18 protein-coding genes and 1 pseudogene are annotated in these 20,102 nt (G+C 63.0%); 12 read left to right on the forward strand and 7 right to left on the reverse strand.

All coding sequences use genetic code 11. The features are described 5' to 3' along the window. Positions 1-49 precede the first annotated feature (49 nt). The 6 genes from bktB to G432_RS20880 all read left to right on the forward strand — a co-directional run bounded on the left by bktB (position 50) and on the right by G432_RS20880 (position 4,934). The gene (bktB, locus tag G432_RS20855) at positions 50-1,246 is read left to right on the forward strand and encodes a beta-ketothiolase BktB (protein ID WP_015460542.1); all 1,197 of its coding nucleotides are present in this window, start codon (positions 50-52) and stop codon (positions 1,244-1,246) included. A 10-nt stretch (positions 1,247-1,256) separates the two neighbouring features. Continuing rightward, positions 1,257-1,949 carry a YoaK family protein gene (locus G432_RS22230; RefSeq protein ID WP_015460543.1) on the forward strand — a complete coding sequence of 231 codons (693 nt, stop codon included), beginning with the start codon at positions 1,257-1,259 and terminating at the stop codon, positions 1,947-1,949. Between the two features lie 28 nt (positions 1,950-1,977). Further along, positions 1,978-2,283 (forward strand): alkylphosphonate utilization protein, encoded by a 306-nt coding sequence (locus tag G432_RS20865; RefSeq protein ID WP_015460544.1) that lies wholly within the window; start codon positions 1,978-1,980, stop codon positions 2,281-2,283. Between the two features lie 114 nt (positions 2,284-2,397). After that, positions 2,398-2,946 carry a cytochrome b gene (locus G432_RS20870; RefSeq protein ID WP_015460545.1) on the forward strand — a complete coding sequence of 183 codons (549 nt, stop codon included), beginning with the start codon at positions 2,398-2,400 and terminating at the stop codon, positions 2,944-2,946. A 496-nt stretch (positions 2,947-3,442) separates the two neighbouring features. Then, the gene (locus G432_RS20875) at positions 3,443-3,682 is read left to right on the forward strand and encodes an XRE family transcriptional regulator (RefSeq protein ID WP_443024296.1); all 240 of its coding nucleotides are present in this window, start codon (positions 3,443-3,445) and stop codon (positions 3,680-3,682) included. Then, a complete protein-coding gene (locus G432_RS20880) occupies positions 3,672-4,934 on the forward strand; it encodes a type II toxin-antitoxin system HipA family toxin (RefSeq protein WP_015460547.1) in 1,263 nt (420 codons plus the stop codon). The genes G432_RS20875 and G432_RS20880 overlap by 11 nt, the downstream gene beginning before the upstream one ends. Positions 4,935-5,202: 268 nt before the next feature. Here G432_RS20880 and G432_RS20885 read toward each other — a convergent pair. Continuing rightward, positions 5,203-8,176 (reverse strand): annotated as a pseudogene (locus G432_RS20885) (Tn3 family transposase). 139 nt (positions 8,177-8,315) lie between these two features. Between G432_RS20885 and G432_RS20890 the strand changes: the two are divergent. From G432_RS20890 to G432_RS20905, 3 genes are all read left to right on the forward strand, one after another. Beyond that, positions 8,316-8,909 (forward strand): recombinase family protein, encoded by a 594-nt coding sequence (locus G432_RS20890; protein ID WP_013039114.1) that lies wholly within the window; start codon positions 8,316-8,318, stop codon positions 8,907-8,909. A 220-nt stretch (positions 8,910-9,129) separates the two neighbouring features. Further along, on the forward strand, positions 9,130-9,363 hold the full coding sequence (locus G432_RS20895) for an arylsulfatase regulator (RefSeq protein ID WP_236626754.1): 234 nt from the start codon (positions 9,130-9,132) through the stop codon (positions 9,361-9,363). A gap of 520 nt (positions 9,364-9,883) precedes the next feature. Further along, the gene (locus G432_RS20905; protein ID WP_015460549.1) at positions 9,884-10,648 is read left to right on the forward strand and encodes a slipin family protein; all 765 of its coding nucleotides are present in this window, start codon (positions 9,884-9,886) and stop codon (positions 10,646-10,648) included. 290 nt (positions 10,649-10,938) lie between these two features. Here G432_RS20905 and G432_RS20910 read toward each other — a convergent pair whose 3' ends face one another. The 4 genes from G432_RS20910 to trxC form a co-directional block, all read right to left on the reverse strand. Next, positions 10,939-11,733 (reverse strand): sulfite exporter TauE/SafE family protein, encoded by a 795-nt coding sequence (locus G432_RS20910; protein WP_015460550.1) that lies wholly within the window; start codon positions 11,731-11,733, stop codon positions 10,939-10,941. A gap of 4 nt (positions 11,734-11,737) precedes the next feature. Then, positions 11,738-12,658 (reverse strand): MBL fold metallo-hydrolase, encoded by a 921-nt coding sequence (locus G432_RS20915; protein WP_015460551.1) that lies wholly within the window; start codon positions 12,656-12,658, stop codon positions 11,738-11,740. Positions 12,659-12,741: 83 nt separating this feature from the next. Then, complete coding sequence (locus G432_RS20920) at positions 12,742-13,386, reverse strand: peroxiredoxin (protein ID WP_015460552.1); 645 nt, start codon at positions 13,384-13,386, stop codon at positions 12,742-12,744. A gap of 209 nt (positions 13,387-13,595) precedes the next feature. After that, positions 13,596-14,039 (reverse strand): thioredoxin TrxC, encoded by a 444-nt coding sequence (gene trxC, locus G432_RS20925; protein ID WP_041865631.1) that lies wholly within the window; start codon positions 14,037-14,039, stop codon positions 13,596-13,598. A 109-nt stretch (positions 14,040-14,148) separates the two neighbouring features. Here trxC and G432_RS20930 point away from each other — a divergent pair, with 109 nt between their 5' ends. Further along, entirely contained in the window at positions 14,149-14,814 is a 666-nt protein-coding gene (locus tag G432_RS20930; protein ID WP_041865632.1) for a peroxiredoxin, read from the forward strand. Next, the gene (locus tag G432_RS20935; RefSeq protein WP_015460555.1) at positions 14,811-15,185 is read left to right on the forward strand and encodes an ArsR/SmtB family transcription factor; all 375 of its coding nucleotides are present in this window, start codon (positions 14,811-14,813) and stop codon (positions 15,183-15,185) included. The genes G432_RS20930 and G432_RS20935 overlap by 4 nt, the downstream gene beginning before the upstream one ends. A 43-nt stretch (positions 15,186-15,228) precedes the next feature. Here G432_RS20935 and G432_RS20940 read toward each other — a convergent pair whose 3' ends face one another. After that, positions 15,229-16,839 carry an amino acid ABC transporter ATP-binding/permease protein gene (locus tag G432_RS20940; protein ID WP_015460556.1) on the reverse strand — a complete coding sequence of 537 codons (1,611 nt, stop codon included), beginning with the start codon at positions 16,837-16,839 and terminating at the stop codon, positions 15,229-15,231. Continuing rightward, complete coding sequence (cydD, locus tag G432_RS20945; RefSeq protein WP_236626948.1) at positions 16,836-18,347, reverse strand: thiol reductant ABC exporter subunit CydD; 1,512 nt, start codon at positions 18,345-18,347, stop codon at positions 16,836-16,838. The genes G432_RS20940 and cydD overlap by 4 nt, the downstream gene beginning before the upstream one ends. Before the next feature lie 160 nt (positions 18,348-18,507). Here cydD and G432_RS20950 point away from each other — a divergent pair, with 160 nt between their 5' ends. Beyond that, positions 18,508-20,094, forward strand: a complete 1,587-nt coding sequence (locus G432_RS20950; RefSeq protein ID WP_015460558.1) for a cytochrome ubiquinol oxidase subunit I — start codon at positions 18,508-18,510, stop codon at positions 20,092-20,094. Positions 20,095-20,102: the final 8 nt, after the last annotated feature.

Below are 20,102 nucleotides of genomic sequence, written 5' to 3' on the forward strand. Positions count from 1 at the left end.
GCACGCTCTTGTCCGGTTCGGACGAGCCTATTGTTGAATGGAGGAATGCTTGAACGACGTCGTGATCTTGTCGGGTGTCCGCACCGCGATCGGCGATTTTGGGGGAAGCCTCAAGGATGTCGCGCCATGGGAGCTCGGGCGCGTCGTCATTGCCGAAGCCATCAAGCGGGCCGGAATCGAACCTGGCGATGTGGAGCATGTGGTCCTTGGCCAGGTTATCCAGAGCGAGCCGCGCGATGCCTATGTCTCCCGGATTGCCGCGATTGCAGCGGGGATTCCTGATCGAACCCCGGCGCTCACCCTGAACCGTCTGTGCGGATCGAGCGTTCAGGCCATTGTTTCTGCCGCCCAGATGATCGCCTTGGGCGAGTGCAGCATCGCCGTTGCCGGCGGTGTCGAGAGCATGAGCCAATCGCCACACGTCCTCAAAGGTCTGCGCTGGGGTCGCAGGATGGGCGATGAAATGATGATCGATGCGATGAACGCGACACTAAGCGATCCCTTCGGCGCAGGCCACATGGGGGTTACTGCCGAAAACGTTGCCGAGCGTCATGGCATCACCCGGGCCGAGCAGGACGCACTGGCGGCCGAAAGCCATCGCCGGGCGGCAAGAGCCCAGCAGGAAGGCCGCTTTCGCGAGCAGATCGTCCCCGTGGAGATCAAGGGCCGGGGCGGCGCCCATATGTTCGAAGTCGACGAGCATGTGCGCGCCGACGTTTCCAGTGAAGCGCTCGGCGTGCTCCAACCCATCTTCCGCAAGGACGGCGGGACCGTGACAGCGGGCAACGCCAGCGGGATCAACGACGCTGGCGCGGCCCTGGTGCTGGCCTCCGCCGCCACTGCCGAGACCTGTGGACTGACACCCCGCGCCCGGGTGGTCAGTTGGGGGCATGCCGGTGTCGCCCCCGAGGTCATGGGGCTGGGGCCGGTCGAAGCCGTGCCCATCGCCCTCAAGCGGGCCGGCTTGTCACTTGACGATATCGACGTGATCGAAGCGAACGAGGCTTTTGCCGCACAGGCTTGCGCGGTGGCCAAATTACTCGATTTGCCACCCGAAAAGGTCAATCCCAATGGCAGTGGCATTGGACTTGGGCACCCGGTCGGCGCAACCGGCGCCATCATCACCATCAAGGCGCTTTATGAACTCGAGCGCATTGGCGGCCGCTATGGGCTTGTGACCATGTGCATTGGCGGCGGACAGGGGATCGCGCTCGTGATCGAGCGATGGCCGGCCGGTGAGGCATGAGAGGCAAGCCATGAGCGAACCCGGCCGGATACGCAGACGTCGCAGTTCGCTGGATATCGGCAGGGCGGAACGCGCACTGGTGCAACTGGCCGCCATGCTGGCGCTGCTTGCAGGCTTTATCAATGCCGTTGGTTTTCTGGCTTTCGGTAATGTTTTCCTGGCATCGCCTGAGGCCAACACCACGGTGCTGGGCGTTAACCTTCCGGGTAGCGTGGCTATCGCGCAATTTGCCGCAGGCATGGTGGCCAGTTTCGTTGGAGGTGTCGTGCTTGCGACCCTGGTCGCACACGGCACGAGCCATTACCGGCGCACGGTGACGCTCGCCTGCACCACGGTTGCCCTGACTGGCGCCTATCTTGTGTTCCGGTTGAATGTCGCGATCGTCCCGGCCATCCTCCTCGCCATGGCGATGGGTGCCGCCCATTGCCTGTTCGAGAAGGACGATCCCGACCTGCGGGAGGCCATGTCGCCCTCAACGCAGATCGTCCGGTTCGGGGAGGCATTGGCCGGCGGACGACATGGCGTGAACCATCGCCAGCTTGGCCTGCATGCATCGTTTTGGCTGGCCTTCCTGATGGGCGGGCTTGCAGGCGCCGGCGCGTGGATGGCGTTCGACATTCGTTCCATTGCGTTGGCCGCCATCGTGGCTGGATTGCTGACAATGCGCACCTGGTTGATTGAACGCGATCTGTTCCGTGCCTGACGCACATTCCTGAGCAATGGAGAACCCGATGAGTAATGATGAATATGTCTACGATGAAGAATCCGGTGAATGGATGCCCGCATCCGAACTCGCGGAACGGCGCGCCACAGTGGACCGGGTCGAAGTCCGCGATGCCTTGGGCAACCTGCTTGCTGACGGCGACCAGGTCACGTTGGTCAAGGACCTGGTCGTCAAGGGCGCGGGCCAGACTCTGAGGCGCGGGACGCTGATAAAGTCGATCCGACTTACCGATGACCCGCAGGAAATCGACTGCCGATATGAAGGAATCAAAGGTTTGGTGCTTCGCGCGGAGTTTGTACGCAAGCGCAGCTGATTGGCAGGTCCGACATTTTCGGTTCCACCCGTTTTTCGGCGCAAAGGTGCTTGAGGAAGATCAAGGCATTTTGCTCGTCTCGACGGCAGCATGAAAGATGATGTGAGGTTCGCAATGAGTACAACCGATATCCGTCAGCGTTTCTCTTCCCTGTCGATCACTCTGCACTGGCTCATGGTGCTGCTGATCTCGGCGGTTTATGCGGCCATTCTCCTGCGGGAGAACTATCCCAAGGGAACCGACATGCGTGAAGGGCTGAAATCCTGGCATTTCATCCTCGGGCTCGCTGTTCTGGCATTGGTCATCATCCGCTTGGTAGCGCGCCTTAGCCAGCGCAAGCCGCCAGTCACGCCGGAACCGTCAGCATGGCAGGCGCTTCTGGCCAACGCGACGCATCTTGCGCTCTATGCGTTCATGTTGGCGATGCCCTTGGCGGGCTGGGTTATTCTGAGCGCGTCGGGCAAGCCGATTCCATTCTTTGGCCTCGAACTGCCGGCTCTTGTCGGCCAGAGCAAGACCTTGGCGGGACAGGTGAAGGATTGGCACGAGACCGTCGGGACCATCGGATATTTCCTGATCGGCTTCCATGCTCTTGCCGCTCTCTTCCATCATTACATCGTCAAGGACGATACCTTGCGCCGCATGCTGCCGGGCCGGCATTGATGTCGGCCTGTCGATCAGGCCGGATCCCGGTAATCCTCATTCTTCGTCAGCATTGCCCAGATGGTGCACGCCAGGACCGTCTACAAGCGACAGCGGGAAGGGGCATCGTGACCGAAGAGGTGAAGAAAGGTCGTGTCGGAAACCGGTTCGATGATTTCCTCAGCCGAACGCGGTGCTGGCGCACGCCAGGCGGCGATGCCCGCGTCCATGGCTTCCAGCGGATATTCGCTGGAATTCCTGCCGGAAGCTCAGTGCCGGATATCACCATAGGCTTTGGAAATGACTTATATAAACACCAAATAAACCTATAAGGCTTATATATAAGCCATATTCTTGACATTTGATCCCATTTTCGGCATCCTTGGATATAAAGGATGCAGCCATGCCGCGCGCAAAACACTCGACCATCGATCGGACCTATTCCCGCTATGGACGGGAAGCCATCGCCACGCTTGGACAGCTCATCCGGATAGGCCGGATCGAGCGGAAGCTGAGCATGGTCGAACTGGCCGAACGTGTCGGCATTTCCCGCGACATGCTGCGCCGGATCGAAAACGGCGATCCGCGCTGCGAGATCGGCGCGGTGTTCGAGGCCGCGACGATTGTCGGCGTATCCTTGTTCGAAGAGGATAGGGGGCGTCTGGCCACGCGCATGGCGGAGCAGGCCGAAAAACTCAGCCTGCTTCCCAAGAAGGTCCGCAAACCCAGGACCACGGCGGTGCGCGATGACTTCTGAACGCCGCCATGACGAGGCCTATGTCTGGATATGGCTGCCTGGCGCAGTGGAGCCGGTGGTCGCAGGTCTGTTGAGCCGCCAGCCGGACGGTCGTCTCGCCTTCAATTATGGCCAGAGCTATCTGGCCCGCAAGGACGCGGTTCCGATTTATGATCCCGAGCTTCCGCTCAAGGCCGGTATCCAGCCGCCGCACGACCGGATGCTGCTGCCAAGCTGCATCCGCGACGGCTCGCCCGATGCCTGGGGGCGGCGGGTCATCATCAACCGCATGCTCGGCACGAAGGGCAACGACGCAAACGCCGATCTCGACGAGCTGACCTATCTGCTGGAATCCGGTTCCGACCGGGTCGGCGCGCTCGATTTCCAGCTCTCGCCGACCGACTATGTTCCGCGCGCACGGCAGAACGCGTCGCTCGAAGAGCTGATGCAATCGGCGGAGCGGGTGGAAAAGGGCGTTTCGCTTTCGCCCGATCTCGATCAGGCGCTCCAACACGGCACGTCGCTGGGCGGCGCGCGCCCGAAGGCGCTGATTGACGCCAAGACCCGAAAATTCATCGCCAAATTTTCAGCGAGCAACGACCTTTACAATGTCGTGAAAGCGGAATTCATCGCCATGCGGATGGCCAGGCTGGTGGGCCTCGACGTGGCCCATGTCGAACTGACCACGGGGCTCGGCAAGGACGTGCTGCTGATCGAGCGCTTCGACCGGCAACAAGGCCCAAGGGGCTGGATGCGCCGCGCCATCGTCTCGACGCTGACCATGCTCGAACTCGACGAAACCGAAGCGCGCTATGCGAGCTATGAGGACTTGGCGGAGATCGTGCGCCATCGCTTCACCGGTCCCAAGGCGACGCTCGAAGAGTTGTTTGGCCGGATCGTGTTCAACATCCTCTCAGGCAATACCGACGATCATGCACGCAATCATGCCGCGTTCTGGGACGGCAAGTCGCTGACGCTGACGCCTGCTTATGACATCTGCCCGCAAGGCCGCACCGGCGGCGAGGCATCGCAGGCCATGCTGATCGTTGGCGGCAAGCGGCTGAGCCAGCTCACCGTCTGCCTCGAAGCCGCGCCGAACTTCCTGCTGAGTCAGGATCGTGCGCGGAAGATCATGGACGACCAGATTGCCGCGATCCACGCGAACTGGGACGCTGTTTGCGACGAAGCCGGACTATCTCAGGTTGACCGCGCCCTCCTGTGGGGGCGGCAATTCCTCAACCCGTTTGCCTTGCAGGGCTTCGCCGAAAGTTGAGGCTCTTAATTGTAGGCGCTTGCAATCATAGCGGCGTGTGCTCGCAAACAGCCTGATTTCCTGCTCACGCTTTCTGCCACTGGCGGGGAGCGTCCTGCTCGAATTATCTGCCAGTGTGCTCGCCATCATCCGGCGCTGCTTGCAAACGGGGCGTTGTGCTCACGCTCCGTGCCAATGGGCTCTCCAAACCCGTAGCCGGCAAGCGCTTTTGGGGGTGACTACACGAAAGTGACGTATCTGCACGGAAAGGGCGAACGGATAGCGAACGTCACGCGGCAAGTAGGGAGTTGACGGCGCGCAGCGGTCGCAAGGCGTCCGGATCGGGTTGATCTTCAACATTCCAGCTATAGTCACCGGTCAGCGAGATATGCTCCCAGCCCAATGGCGCGATGTGGCGTGCGATTTCGTCGGCTGTGCCGATGTCCGCCAGCGCCATTTCGAGATAGCGAGTGTTCCACAAGATGATGGCGGCGACGAGCAGGTTGAGGCCGGAGGCGCGATAGGTCTGGTTCTCGAACCGACGATCGCGCAGTTCGCCGAGCTGGTTGAAGAAGAGCGCGCGGGCGAGCGCGTTGCGGGCTTCGCCTTTGTTGAGGCCCGCCTGGGTGCGCCGGCGCAGGTCGATGTCGCGCAGCCAGTCGAGCATGAAAATGGAGCGTTCGAGGCGGCCCAGCTCGCGTAGTGCGAGGGCCAGTCCGTTCTGTCGCGGATAGGCGGACAAGCGGCGCAGCATTGCCGAAGCAGTGACGGTGCCGGTGCGGATCGACGTGGCGAACCGCAGCAGTTCGTCCCAATGCGCCGCGACATGACCCAATGCGATCGGTTCGGCCGTCATGCCGGCAAGCAAGGGGCCGGATTCTTGGCCGGGAAGGAGGTGTAAACGACGCTCCTTGATGTCGCGCAGGCGCGGCGCGAAGCGGTAGCCGAAGAAGGGCATGAGGCCGAACACATGGTCCGATGCCCCGCCCGTATCGGTGTAGTGCTCCTCGATCGTCAGGCCGGTCTGGTGATACAGCAAGCCATCCAGCACATAGGGCGCTTCGCCAGCGGTCGCCGCGATCACCCGACTTGCGAAGGGGTCATATCGATCCGAGACATGGGTGTAGAAGGCAACGCCTGGTTCGTTGCCGCTGCGCGCGTTGATGTCGCCGATCGCGGCCCCACGGCCCCCGGCATGAAATTGCTGTCCGTCGCTCGACGAAGTGGTGCCGTCTCCCCACAGCGCGGCGAGCGGCATGGCGCGATGGGCGTCGATCAGCCTTCCCAACGCTTCGCCATAGGCGGCTTCGCTGATGTGCCAGTCGTGAAGATGGGCGAGCTGACGCAGACTTGCGCCCCGGCAGGTTTCCGCCATGCGTGTGAGGCCGAGATTGATGCCATCGGCGAGGATGACCGTGAGCAGCGCATTGCGATCGTCGGCTTCCCGGCCCGAACGACGATGGATGAAGCATTCGCTGAACCCGGTCCAGGCATCGACCTCCAGCAGAAGATCGGTGATCTTCACGCGCGGCAGTCGATCATAGGCGGCGCGACGGGCAATCTCGGTGGCGGGCGGTGTTGCCGCCTTCAGCGGCGAGATGATGAGACCGTTTTCGTCAAGCTTAACCTGGGGCAGCTCCCCTTGCCGTGCAAGGACCGTTACCTGCTCGATCGCCGTGTCGAGCCTGGTGCGCCGTTCCTCGATATGGCGCTCGAAATCCGTTTCGATGGCGAGCGGCAACGGCCCCTTCTCGCGCAGCGCCGCAAAGGTCGCCGGCGGTATGAGATAGCTGTCGAAATCGCGAAACTGCCGGCTTCCCGCGACCCATATATCCCCGGCTCGCAACCGCTCGCGTAGTTGCGACAAGGCGCATAGTTCATAAGCGGCACGATCAACGATGCCATCCCGCAGGACGAACGGGCGCCATGCGGGCGGCACAAAGCGTAGCGGCACGCGATCAGGCAAGCGCCGTTTGCCGGTCCGATATAGCTCCGCGATGATGGCCAGCGCTGACAGGAGCCCCTGAACCGCGCCGGCGCCGCGAAACTCGAAGGCGTTGAGAAAAGCGCCGACAAAGAGCTTCACCGTCCGATGCCGCTCGATCAATTCGGCGGTGCGATCGACGGTTTCCGGTCGCCCGAGCACTTCGGCCTGCTCGACGGCCACGGCGAAGTGCTGCCAGTCCAGCGCCTCGATCTGCGCCAGAGAATCCACGCCCTTGCTGCGCGCGTCGATGAGGAGGCGGCAAGACCCCGTGAGCGTCCGGAGGTGGCCTTGCAACTCGCGCACCGTCTTGGCCTCCGTCAGCGCCGAGGGCCCAATGCCAAAAGCTCTCTCCACAAGGCCGCGCCATGCTGCCCAACAGCTTGTCGAACATCGTCAGGGTGGCGTCGGTCAGGCTTTCCTCAAGCCGGATGCCGGTTGCCGCCAGCGTCGCATGGCGGCGCAGGGCATTGAGTTCGCCAAGGTGCTGGGGTGTGATGCGGCTGCCTTCGTCCGCCAGCCTGTCAAAAGTCAAAGCCGGGATCATGTCGGCACGGGCGCGATCGAGGCCCAGCGCGCGGATATAGGCGAGCCGTTCGATCAGGCGCAGGATGTTGCGCGCTGCCGGCGATTGTGGCGCATTGCGCATCCAGGATAGCCATGTCGCGACCTGCCCCGGTCGTCGGGCCAGCAAATCGTCCAGGCCCTGAAGGGTGTCAGGCAGCAGGCCATTCGTGAGCACTTCATAGGTAAGCTGTTCGGCTTGCTGGCGCGCCCGCCGCAGCACCGCTTCGAGAATCGACGGAGAAGGCAGGAGGATCTGCAGGCGCCGGAGTTCATCGACGATGACGTCTGCCATCTGGCCGGGGTGTATGATGGTCTGCGCGATTGGGACCGAGAAGGCGACAACTTCACGGAAAGCGTTGCGGTCAAAAATCCTGAACCCGTGCGATCGTCGGATTTCGACGAGATGCTCGCGACGGGTCTGGTCCCGATGGGCATAATCCGCGAAGGCTGCCGGCGCGACGCCGAGTTGCTGCGCCACATAGGCGAGCACAGGAGCGGGCGGGACTTCGCCCGCTTCCAGCGCACGGCCAGGCCATCTCATATATAGCATGAGCATCGCATAGCCGAGCCGGGTGGCATCGCCGCGACGGCGGCCGACAATTTCCAGGTCGTCGCTGGTCAGCGTATAATGACGCGCGATCTCGCGCTCATCGAGCGGCGCGCCATAATGCCTCGCCCAGATTTCCAGGCTCACCAGTCGCCGTCTCGCCAAGCATCATCTCCTTCGCTTTGCGTGTCCGTCAGACGGTCCTCTGGCGGCCAGCAGGAATATGTCCGTTAACTCTGGACCTATAACGGCGATTCGGACAAGATCAGATAATGATGGGAAAACGGACAGGATTGGGCTGCATGTGGCGTTGATCGGCTATGCGCGCGTCTCGACGGCAGACCAGAAGCTCTCACTCCAGCTCGACGCGCTGAACGCGGCCGGGTGCGACCGGATATTCGACGATCACGCATCTGGTGCAAAAGCCGATCGGCCCGGCCTGGCCGAGGCGCTCGCCTATCTGCGCAGCGGCGACACGCTGGTGGTTTGGAAACTCGACCGTCTTGGGCGCTCGATGAGCCATCTGATTGAGAAGGTCGGCGAGCTAGCGACGCGAGGTATCGGGTTCCGCTCGCTCACCGAGAACATCGACACCACCACTTCGGGCGGGATGCTGGTGTTCAACATCTTCGGCTCGCTTGCCCAGTTTGAGCGCGATCTGATCCGGGAGCGCACCCATGCAGGCCTCAAGGCCGCTCGCGAGCGAGGTCGCCCCGGTGGGCGGCGGCCAGTGGTCACACCTGACAAGCTCCGCAAGGCGCGCGAACATATCGCTTCCGGCCTCACAGTTCGCGAGGCCGCCGCGCGCCTCAAGATCGGCAAAACCGCCCTCTACAAAGCCCTCGAAGCCACGGAGAAGAACACAAAGTCCCAGCGTTCCCGGTCCGTTCGCTCTTAGCGTGCAGATAAGTCACTTTCGTGCAGTCACCCCTTTTGCGAAGCAGGTTTCCAGAACAGTTCTGACAAGCGGCGGGCCGCAGAAATGCGTTGTCGTCATGGCCCGCCCGCGAGGTCGTCAGAAAGGAAGGTTTTCGCGAACAGGGCCGGCGCGTCGTGCTAGGCGATGGAACCCCGCAAGCGGACAGGATGCGATGACCAGGACCGAAATGCTGGAAACGATGAAGCGTCTCGACGCCCATGCGAACGCCCTGTTGCTTACCGGGGCCTCCGATATCGATCTGCTCGGCGGCATGTTCGACGTGATGCCCGACTTCAAGGCGTTGCTCGACGCCGGATACGGCGGTGAAATCGACAAGAACGCTGGTCGCTTCCCCGGTTTGCATCGCTACGCCGTCATGCTCTCCAATGTCGCCGAGGGGATCGCGGAAGGTTCCATCCGGGTGCCGCGCTGACGCCCTGTTTCGCTGGCAGGGGATGTGAGCAGACCTTTATGATTGCGAGCAGCGCAGGATGATGGCGAGCACATTGGCAGATAGCGCGAGCAGATCGCCGAGCCGGTTGTCAGATAATCCGAGCAAAAAAAGGCTCTGTTTGCAAGCAAACGCCGCTACGATTGCAAGCACCTACACTTAATCACTTCCGTATCAGCGAATTGAAAGCGGTCGGTGGCAGTGGCAGCATTGACGCTCAACCCATTGATTCAAAATCCGGAATAGTTCACTCTCCGAGCAGGACGTTGGTTTTTCTCGATAATGGATGCAACTTCCACATATCGAGCCCACTGGGTTCCTGGAACAGCCGCAAATCGAACTCGGGCAGGATCGCCAGCAAATGGTCGAAGATATCGGCCTGAATGCTTTCATATTCGGCCCAGGCGGTGGTGCTGGTGAAGCAATAGACTTCCAGCGGCAGGCCTTGCGGTGTCGGCTGGAGCTGGCGCACCAGTTGCGTCATGCCTTGCGCAATCCGGGCATGAGCGCGCAGATAGGCAATCACATAAGCGCGGAACGTCCCGATATTGGTGACGCGCCGTGTGTTGACAGGATCGCGCCCGGCTTCGGCCAGCCGGGCACGCTCGGCCGCTTCACGGCCGTCAAGGGCCCCGGCCTCATCCTGCTTGTTCCCTATGTCCAGCAGATGGTCCGGATGGATCTCAGAACGGTGGTGCTCGACGTGCCGACGCAGGACGTGATCTCACGCGACAATGTTTCGGTCCGGGTGAGCGCGGTGATCTATTTCCGCGTGATCGACCCCGAGCGGGCGACGATCCAGGTCGAGAACTTCATGCAGGCGACCAGCGAACTGGCCCAGACCACGCTGCGCTCGGTCCTCGGCAAGCATGAACTGGACGATATGCTGGCCGAGCGGGACAAGCTCAACGCCGACATCCAGAAGATCCTCGACGCGCAGACCGATGCCTGGGGGATCAAGGTCGCCAATGTCGAGATCAAGCATGTCGACATCGATGAATCGATGGTTCGGGCCATCGCGCGCCAGGCCGAAGCTGAACGCGAGCGGCGCGCCAAGATCATCAACGCCGAGGGCGAACAGCAGGCGGCGCAAAAGCTGCTCGAAGCCGCCGAAATCCTGGGCCTGAAACCCGAAGCGATGCAGCTTCGCTATCTCTCGACTCTCAACGTGATCGCCAACGAGCGCAGCTCGACGATTGTCTTTCCCTTCCCCATGGACCTCAACGATTTCCTGAAAGCGGTCCCGCGCGGCGGGCAGGAGGATTGAAAATCACGGTCGGTGCCGCGATTCCCAGGGCGGGGTCACGATTAGCCGAAGGCCGTGCCAATTGAACGGCGCACCTTCGCGATTCTGTTGAAACGGGCTACACATACACCGCACGAAAATCTGTGACCGGCCGATTCTGGATGAAGCCGATGCTGGGGCAGGCACGCCGCATCGCCGGCACTGTCCCGATGCGCGGCTGACGCTGGATAGCGCACCGCTCATCCATATCGCGGGAGCCGAGCGCGCATCCTTGCCAGCATCGTTCGACATAATCCTCCGATTATGATTGCTCAAATTCCGTGCAAGATGGCGGATGCGCTCTGCCACAGCATATAGGCGGCGACCACGAAGATCAGCAGGGCGAAGATCGTGTTGAGCGCACCCTTGTGGGCAGAGAGCCGTTGCGAGAGCGCGGCACCGACAAGGCCGCCGATCACGCCGCCGCCGATGAACGTCGCGGCAAGCAGCCAATCGACCAGGCCGGAAAAGGCGTAGTTGAGCGCGGCCGTGAGGCCGAAGGCGGTGACGGCAACCAGCGACGAGCCGACCGCATTGCGCATCGGCATCCCTGTCGAGGCCATAAGCCCGGGCACGATCAGGAAACCGCCGCCGATGCCAAAGAAACCCGAGAACAGACCCGTCGCGCCGCCATAGCCGATCACCTTGGGCGCGTTCTCGCGCTCGCACTGGACATCGGGATTGCCGGGATCGCCGCGGCTTTTCAACATCAGCGCGCCGACGAGGATCATCAGCAGCGCGAACAGGAAGAGCAGCTTCTGCCCGTCAAACGCCTTGCCGAGCGTCGACCCGGCATAGGCGCCCACGACGCCTGCGGCCGCGAACATGCCCGCGCAGCGCCATTTGATCGTGCGCTGGCGGGCATGGGGGACGAGGTTCGCGCCGGCATTGACGGCGACCGCGAGTGCGCTGGTCCCTATAGCGACATGAGGCGAGGCAACACCGACCAGATAGACCATGAGGGGGACGGCGAGGATTGACCCGCCGCCGCCCACGAGACCCAGGGTGAAGCCGACGAGCGAACCCGATCCGGCCCCCAGCAGATATTGGATGGGTTCGAGCGTCATGGCCTTACAGCGTGTTAACCGGGAGCTTCAGATAGCTGGTGCCGTTGCTCTCCGGCTCCGGCATATGGCCGCCGCGCATGTTGACCTGAATCGACGGCAGGATCAGCCGGGGCATGTCGAGCGTCGCGTCGCGCGCCTCGCGCATGGCGACAAACTGGTCCTCGCTCACCCCGTCGCGCACATGGACGTTATGTTCGCGCTCCTCGCCCACCGACGTCTCCCAGGCATAAGTGTCGCGCCCAGGGGCCTTGTAATCGTGGCAGAGATACACGCCCGTCTGATCGGGCAGCGAGAGCAGGCGCCGGATGGACCGATAGAGGGTGCGCGCATCACCGCCGGGAAAATCGGCGCGCGCGGTGCCATAGTCAGGCATGAACAGCGTGTCGCCGATGAAGGCCGCGTCGCCGATCACATAGGCCATGTCGGCTGGTGTGTGGCCCGGAACATGCAGCGCGATCGCCTCGATCGACCCGACCTGGAAGCGGTCGCCGTCATCGAACAGGCGGTCGAACTGCGAGCCGTCGCGGGCGAAGCGCGTGCCCTCATTGAAGATCTTGCCGAACACCTCCTGCACCGTGAGGATATGGCGACCGATCGCCAGCGTCCCACCCAGCTTTTCCTGCAGATAGGGCGCGGCCGAGAGATGGTCCGCATGGGCGTGCGTTTCGAGCAGCCATTCGACCTCCAGGCCTTCGCTCTGGATATAGTCGATCACCTTGTCGGCCGACGCGAAGGAAGTGCGCCCCGATGCCGGGTCGAAGTCGAGCACGCTGTCGATGATCGCGGCCCTGGCGGTCGCGGGATCGGAGATGACGTGGGTCACGGTGAACGTGTCCTCGTCGAAGAAACTGCGAATGACCGCGGGCCGCGCATTGCTCGCGGCCTCGACGATGCGGGTGGCTTCACGGATTTGCGGGTCGGCCATGGTCTTGTCCTTTCATTCGATAACCGGGTGTGCCGGCTCCGCGCTCAGGGGGAGAGGTGCTGCGCGGAGCCGGCCCGACCGGCTCAGAGTGCCTTCTTGCTGAAGTACCAGTCGGTGTAATCGTAGCCCTCGTCCTTGCGGGCCTTGGCGGCTTCAGCCGTGGCAGGCGGTGGCACGATCACCGGCTCACCGGGCTGCCAGTTTTCAGGCGTCGCGATCTTGTTGGCATCGGACGTCTGAAGCGCGGTGAGCAGGCGGACGAATTCATCGACCGAACGGCCGTTCGACATCGGGTAGTAGACCATCGCGCGGATGATGCCCTCGGGATCGATGATGAAAGTGGCCCGAACCGCCGAGGTGTCCGAGGCGCCGGGATGGATCATGCCGAAGGCCTTCGCGACGATCATCGACAGGTCGTCGATGATCGGAAACGGGATCTCGACCCCGAACTTCTCCTCGATACTGCGCATCCAGGCGATGTGCGAATGCACGGAGTCGATGGAGAGGCCCAGCAGTTCGCAGTTGAGCGCCTTGAAACGGTCCGCCGCCTTGGCGAAGCCCATGAACTCGGTCGTACAGACCGGGGTGAAGTCCGCGGGGTGGGAAAAGAGGACGAGCCACTTGCCCTTGTAATCGTCGAGCGAGCGTTCGCCGTGGGTGGTTTTGGCCTTGAAGGCGGGCGCCGGTTCGTTGATCCGGGGCATGGAGGGGGTGGCCTGATCTGTCATTTTATCGTCTCCTGTACCTGAGTATCTGACAGACATTGAATACATAATTCATTTAATCGTGAAAACACGATAAACTTAATACCTCTGACCGGATTTTTCAATCTTTTCCAAATTTGGCGGCTAAGGCCGGATTCGCGGCGCGCCAGAGCGGGCGTACAAACGCCACAAAGCATCATTTAGGCTAAGTGTAGGGGTGATAGAGACCCGAATCAGGCGCTGGCAAGAGTCTGCCTGACCCATGCGACGAGTCGCCCGCGGTCCATAGCGCCGGCCTGCCGCGCGACCTCTCGGCCGCCCTTGAAGAGTATCAGCGTCGGGATCGACTGGATGCGGTAACGCCCGGCTATGCCCTGCTCGGCCTCGGTGTCGACCTTCAGCAACCGGACATGCGGCTCCAGATCGGCGGCAGCGGCCTTGAACGCCGGCGCCATGGCGCGGCACGGCCCGCACCAACTCGCCCAGAAATCGACGAGCACAGGCAGGCTTCCGCGCCCGATGTGACGGTCGAATGCCGCCTGATCGACATCGACAGGCTGGCCCTGGAACAACGGCATCGAGCATCGTCCACAATTGGGCGCAGCACCGATCTTCGCACCGGGAACCCGGTTGATGCTCGCGCAAACCGGGCAAACCACCAGCTGGGAATCAGACATGCGGATGGCCCTCCTGTGAAACCGCAAGCACTGCTTAATCGTTTACCCGCATGATGTAACCGTGTAAAAAAGCCGGTTCAAGACTCGCCTCCCTTCAGGAGTAGGAAATTTGAATCCCAGCGCAAATGAGAGTGGCGTGTGTTCGCCGGTCCAGATCGGCGATGCCGCACCCAATTTCCAGGCGCGCACGACCATGGGCGAAATGAGCCTGTCAGATTATCGTGGCCGATGGGTGTTGCTGTTCTCGCATCCCGCGGACTTCACGCCGGTCTGCACCAGTGAATTCGTCGCGCTCTCACGCGCCGGAGAGCGGTTCAAGGCGCTGAATTGCGCTCTGGTCGCGATCTCGGTCGACAGCCTCTATTCGCACCTCGGATGGATACGGGCGATCCATGAGCATTTCGGTGTCACGGTCGGTTTTCCGATCGTCGAAGATCCCTCGATGGTCATCGGCCACGCTTACGGGATGATCGCGGACGATGCGCCTGACTCCGCCACGCTGCGCGCGACCTTCTTCATCGACCCCGACGGCATCATCCGCGCCAAGCTCTGCTACCCGGCCACTATCGGCCGATCAGTGGAGGAGCTGCTGCGCGTCGTCGCCGCGCTGCAAAGGGTCGACAGCGACAATGTGGTCACGCCCGAAGGCTGGCGCCCCGGCGATGACGTGCTGCTTCCACCCTATCAGGATCAAGACTCCGCGCTCGATGCGGCAGGCGACGCCTGCTGGTTCCACCGGACACGGCCCGACAAGCACAAAGAGGCAGGCAAGTGACGACCTTCACCGACACCGAACTCGATGCGATCACCGACATTCTCAAGGCGCTCGCGCATGAGGTGCGGCTGAAGCTCATGCGGACGCTGCTCGAGAATGGCGAGAAATCGGTCGGTGAACTCGAAGCCATGACCGGCATCGGCCAACCGGGGCTGTCGCAGCAGCTTGGCATCCTGCGCAAGGCCGAGCTGGTGCAGACGCGCCGCGAAGCCAAGCTCGTCTTCTACAGCCTGGCGCCGGAGACCCTGAAAAGCACCGCGACGCTGCTCTGCGCTCTGTCGGGCATTTCGTCTCAAGCAACGCCACCTGGAACCAGGAACACGCATGCGCGCGCACGGGGATCGGCCGCGACCTTCGCCAGGATCTTGTGATCGCGCCTTTGACGACGCTTCGATGATAAGCACGCCCGCGTCGTCACGCGCGAAGTTCGATGATGCGGCCTTCGCCTCCAAGCGCCAGCAATGCCCGCCTGTGGCTCACGACGACAAGGCCGGTTCCCGTCTCACGCAGCCAGGTGTCGAGCCGGCGTGCAAGCCGCGTTTCCGTCACAATATCGAGCCCTTCGCTCGGCTCATCGAGCAACAGCCAGGGCTTGCCTGCGAGAACGGCGCGGGCGATCGACAGCCGCTTGCATTGCCCGCCCGACAAACGCGCGCCGCCATCGCCGACCCAGTGATCCAGCCCATGCGGCATCGCGCGCACGTCGATCGCGAGGCAGGCCACTTCCAACGCCGCCCAAAGCTGATCGTCGCTGAGGCCGGGGCGCGCCACACGCAGATTGTCGCGAACCGTTCCCGACAAGAGCTGGGCATCCTGCGGCGATAGCGCGAACGCCGCCCGCACCGCTTCGGGCGGCAGCGCGCAAAGGGGCTGGCCGTCGAGGCGAATGCCGCAATCGGAATCAGCAGGCCGAATCCCGGCGAGCGTTTCGAGAAGGCTGGTCTTGCCGCTGCCGGATTGCCCCGCAATCCCCAAGCGCTCGCCAGCCTCGAGCCGGACATGCACGCCATCGCGATCCAGAGCGATGGTCCGCCCGACCGGCCCAAACGAGATTCCTGCCAGGGCAGGCATCGGATGTCGGCCCGCCATGTCGTCCAAACGCGCGAAGGCGGCCATGACGAGCGCGCCCCGCGATACACCGCGCACATAGCCGGACATGGCCTCGATCGCACCCGCGGCCGCCAGCACGGCCAGCACCGTCATGGGCAAGGGAGCGTTGGAGATCGCGAGGACAGCACCCATCGCGAGACCCCCGCCAAGGGTTAGCCCCGCGTCGATGATCGCTTCCCCGCGTGCGAAACGGCGACGCGCGCTGTCCAGTTCGGCCGTCTCGATCGCCAGGCTTCGCTCGATCGCGGGGGCCAGATCATAGGCCAGGATTTCAGGCGAAGCCGACGTATAGTCGATCATGCTCGCCTTCAGTCGCGCCAGCGCCACCGCGTTGTCGGTCGCGGCGATCGCGAGCATTCGGGGAGCCGCCAGGTGCGCCCACGCGGCGAGGCCAGCGAGGAGCACCAGCAAGGCAAGGCTGGCCCAAGGGCTTGCGAGCCCTACAAGGGCAAGGCCGATCACCGCACCGGCAAGGGCGGCGGGGAGCGCCGGCTTGCGAACCAGGCTGTCTTCGAGCGCACCGATGTCCTGAACGAGCCGGGTCACGGTATCGCCCGCCGATACGGCCCGCACGTCGCGAACCGACAGGATGCGGTCGAACAGGCGCGCGCGGACTATCGCGAGCGCCATCAAGGCCGCGCGATGACCATAGAGCCGCTCCCCATAGCGCGCCGTCGTCCTTATGATCGCGAGCAGCCGGATCATCGCGCTCGGCAGGAGATAGTTGAAGCCCTGCGCGGCCAGCACACCGCCAAGGCCGGCGAGCGCCGCACCGGTGATGAACCATCCCGACAGGCCCAGCAGAAGGACCGCAGCGATCGTCGCGGCAGCAGCGAGCGCCCCCGCGATACGGAAAGCGCGGCGTTCAGGGCCGATGGCTTCGCGCAGCAGCCGGTCCATGTCTGCGCGGCTCATGCCAGCATCATTTCGTTGTCGGCAATCGCAGCCAGCTCGGTACTGTGCGTCACCATGAAGACTGTGCGCCCCTTCGCGGCCGACGCCAATATCCGGGCGATGTCAGCCGCTGACCTTGCATCGAGATCCGCCGTCGGCTCATCGAGCAGCCAGAGCGGCGCGTCCTTCAGCAGCACGCGCGCAATGCCAACGCGGCGGCGTTCGCCGCCCGACAGGCCCGAACCGCGATGGTCGAGCGGTAGCCCCAAGCCTTCCCCGCGCGCCGCGATCATCGGTCCAAGGCCGGCAGAACGTGCGGCTGCTTCAACCTCGGCGTCACCAGCCTCCGGGCGTGCAAGGCGGATATTGTCGGCGAGCGTTCCGGGGATGAACGCGACCGATTGCCCCGCCCAGCCTATATGGCCGGGAAGCTCGACGTCGGCCGCGTCTCGCTCGTCGATCAGAATCCGTCCCCTGCCGATCGGCGCCAGTCCCAGCAGCGCATGAAGCAGGCTCGATTTTCCGCTTCCGGTGGCCCCGCGCAGCGCGAAACTGGTGCCTGCGGCTACGTCCAGCGTGAACGGACCAATCGCCGTCTCGCCATAGTCGATGACCACGTCGTTGAAGCGTAGCGCGGGCGGACCTTCGAGCGGGTGCCGCGATCGCGATGGAGCAGCGGGCGCGATGGCTTCCAGGCGTTCGACGGCCGCCTCTCCAACCTGCTTGTCGTGATAGGCCGCAGCAAGCCGGCGCATGGGGAGATAGAATTCGGGCGCGAGAATGAGAACGAAAAGGGCTTGGCCCAGGGTCAGCTTCTCAGGGGCCGGGAAAGGCAGGATGCCGAGCAGATTGAAGCCGCAATAGAGCGCGACCAGCGCCACCGACAGCGCCGCGAAGAATTCGATGATCGCGCTCGATACGAACGCGACCTTCAGCACGTCGATCGTTCGCACCGCGACCTCACGGGTAGCGTCGGCAAGGTGCCCCCCAATGCGATCCTGCGCGCCGAAGCCGACGATGACCGGCAAGGCCCGCACCCGGTCGACGAACAGGCCCGACAGGCGGCTGAGCGCGTCAAGCTGGCGCGCGGCGGCACGGGCGGCCGCCGTGCCCGCGAGCGCCATGCCCAAGGCAAAAGGCACGAGCGTCGCCAGCATGATCGCACCGGCGACCCAGCTTGCGAAGGTGGCGGCAACCGCGATGACGAGGGGAGAGAGGACCGCTGCGCGGCGGAGTGGCTGGAAGCGGGCATGGAAACCGCCCAGGTCCTCGATGCGGTCGACGGCATCGGCGACCGTTTCGCCCAGCATCCGGCGATCGCCCGGCGCCGCGACGAGGATGCAGGGATAGACGCGCTTTCGCCAGTTCGCCTTGGCGGCCATGGCCGCGGCTTCGCCGGCGTCGGTCGCACCGATCTGTATCGCGGCGCGAAGCAAGGCAGCGGCAATCAGTCCCCCCACGGCGAGCAGCAGATTTCCAGGAGCGCCCCGCGCGGCTGCCACGACACCAGCAGCGAGCGCGGCAGCCATGAGAATGGCCGCGCCGCTATCCGCGGTCCAGAAAAGCGCCGCGCCCGGTCGATCAATTTGGTTGCTCATATACTCGCTTACGCGTAATGGCTAACCATAATCTTTTCAACCGACTCATGGCGACCATGCAAAGCCGGGCCGGAATGCAAGGAGTCTTGCCATGGACATGGCCGTGATCGAACTCTCCCGGCTGCAATTCGCGCTGACAGCACTCTACCACTTTCTCTTCGTTCCGTTGACCCTTGGCCTCTCCTTCATACTGGTCATCATGGAGAGCATCTATGTGATGACGGGCCGGGAGATATGGCGGACCGTCACGCGCTTCTGGGGCAAGCTGTTCGGCATCAACTTTGTGCTCGGCGTCGCTACCGGGATCACCATGGAATTCCAGTTCGGCACCAACTGGTCCTACTATTCGCACTATGTCGGCGACATCTTCGGGGCGCCGCTCGCCATCGAAGGGTTGATGGCCTTCTTCCTCGAAGCGACCTTCGTGGGTCTCATGTTTTTCGGATGGGACAAATTGTCCAGGGTCGGGCATCTGCTGACCACCTTCATGGTCGCGCTCGGCTCCAACCTCTCGGCGCTGTGGATTCTGGTCGCCAATGGCTGGATGCAGAACCCGGTCGGATCGCGCTTCAATCCCGCGACGATGCGCATGGAAGTCTCCGACTTCATGGCGGTTCTGTTCAACCCGATCGCGCAGGCGAAATTCGTGCATACAGTGAGCGCGGGCTATGTCTGCGCCTCGGTCTTCGTGCTCGGCGTCTCGGCCTGGTATCTGCTCAAGGGCAAGTGGACGGCGGTGGCGAAACGCAGCTTCACCGTGGCGGCCGCTTTCGGCCTTGCTTCCTCGCTGTCGGTCGTCGTGCTGGGTGACGAAAGTGGTTACGCGCTTACCGATAACCAGAAGATGAAACTCGCCTCGCTCGAAGCCATGTGGCACACTGAGCCGGCACCTGCAGGCATCGCCGTCATTGGCTTTCCGAGCGTCGCGGACCGCGAGACCTATTTCGAGGTCAAGATCCCCTATGTGCTCGGCCTCATCTCGACCCGCAGCCTGACGGGCGAAGTTTCCGGTATCTTCGAACTGGTGGCCAAGGCGCAGGACCGTATCGAACATGGCATCAAGGCCTATGATGCGGTGGAACGGCTGAAGCTCAACCAGAACGACCTGGCCGCGCGCGAGCAATTCGAGCGGAGCAAGGCCGATCTCGGTTACGCCCTGCTTCTTAAGCGTTTCGTCGCCGATCCGCGGGCTGCGACACCCGAGCAGATCGAGAAGGCCGCATGGTCGACCGTGCCCAACGTGCCGGTCATGTTCTGGGTTTTCCGCGTGATGGCGGGCCTCGGCTTCTTCTTCATCGCCTTCTTCGGCGCGGCGTTCTGGATGGCATCGGTGCGGCGCTTCGGTTGCGACAACCGCTTTTGCCGCACCTTCCTGCGCGCTGCGGTCTGGATCATTCCCTTGCCGTGGATCGCGATCGAATTTGGCTGGATTCTCGCTGAGGTCGGCCGCCAGCCCTGGGCGATCGAAGGGGTCTTGCCGACATTCCTTGCCGCATCGAGCCTGACCGTCGGGCAACTCTGGACAACGATCATCGGTTTCACATTACTCTACGGCGCTCTTGCGGTCATCGAAGTGCGACTCATGCTGGCGGCGATCCGCAAGGGGCCTGACGAGCATCGCGCGACCGCGCCGACGCCGGCGAGCCCCAACGGCTACGCGCCCATTCCTGCCGAATAAGGAGAACA

The sequence above is a fragment of the Sphingomonas sp. MM-1 genome, from assembly GCF_000347675.2.
GTDB classification, from domain to species: Bacteria; Pseudomonadota; Alphaproteobacteria; order Sphingomonadales; family Sphingomonadaceae; genus Sphingomonas_E; species Sphingomonas_E fennica.

Excerpts from the sequence above, each read along its gene's own strand:
- G432_RS20875 (WP_443024296.1), top strand. The coding sequence starts at position 3,443 with ATGGTCGAACTGGCCGAACGTGTCGGCATTTCCCGCGACATGCTGCGC.
- G432_RS20910 (WP_015460550.1), bottom strand. The coding sequence starts at position 11,733 with ATGACGCTCGAACCCATCCAATATCTGCTGGGGGCCGGATCGGGTTCG.
- G432_RS20880 (WP_015460547.1), top strand. The coding sequence starts at position 3,672 with ATGACTTCTGAACGCCGCCATGACGAGGCCTATGTCTGGATATGGCTG.
- G432_RS20895 (WP_236626754.1), top strand. The coding sequence starts at position 9,130 with ATGAAGCGTCTCGACGCCCATGCGAACGCCCTGTTGCTTACCGGGGCC.
- G432_RS22230 (WP_015460543.1), top strand. The coding sequence starts at position 1,257 with ATGAGCGAACCCGGCCGGATACGCAGACGTCGCAGTTCGCTGGATATC.
- G432_RS20950 (WP_015460558.1), top strand. The coding sequence starts at position 18,508 with ATGGACATGGCCGTGATCGAACTCTCCCGGCTGCAATTCGCGCTGACA.
- trxC (WP_041865631.1), bottom strand. The coding sequence starts at position 14,039 with ATGTCTGATTCCCAGCTGGTGGTTTGCCCGGTTTGCGCGAGCATCAAC.
- G432_RS20915 (WP_015460551.1), bottom strand. The coding sequence starts at position 12,658 with ATGGCCGACCCGCAAATCCGTGAAGCCACCCGCATCGTCGAGGCCGCG.
- G432_RS20870 (WP_015460545.1), top strand. The coding sequence starts at position 2,398 with ATGAGTACAACCGATATCCGTCAGCGTTTCTCTTCCCTGTCGATCACT.
- G432_RS20865 (WP_015460544.1), top strand. The coding sequence starts at position 1,978 with ATGAGTAATGATGAATATGTCTACGATGAAGAATCCGGTGAATGGATG.
- cydD (WP_236626948.1), bottom strand. The coding sequence starts at position 18,347 with ATGGCTGCCGCGCTCGCTGCTGGTGTCGTGGCAGCCGCGCGGGGCGCT.
- G432_RS20905 (WP_015460549.1), top strand. The coding sequence starts at position 9,884 with ATGAGCGCGCAGATAGGCAATCACATAAGCGCGGAACGTCCCGATATT.
- G432_RS20940 (WP_015460556.1), bottom strand. The coding sequence starts at position 16,839 with ATGAGCCGCGCAGACATGGACCGGCTGCTGCGCGAAGCCATCGGCCCT.
- G432_RS20920 (WP_015460552.1), bottom strand. The coding sequence starts at position 13,386 with ATGACAGATCAGGCCACCCCCTCCATGCCCCGGATCAACGAACCGGCG.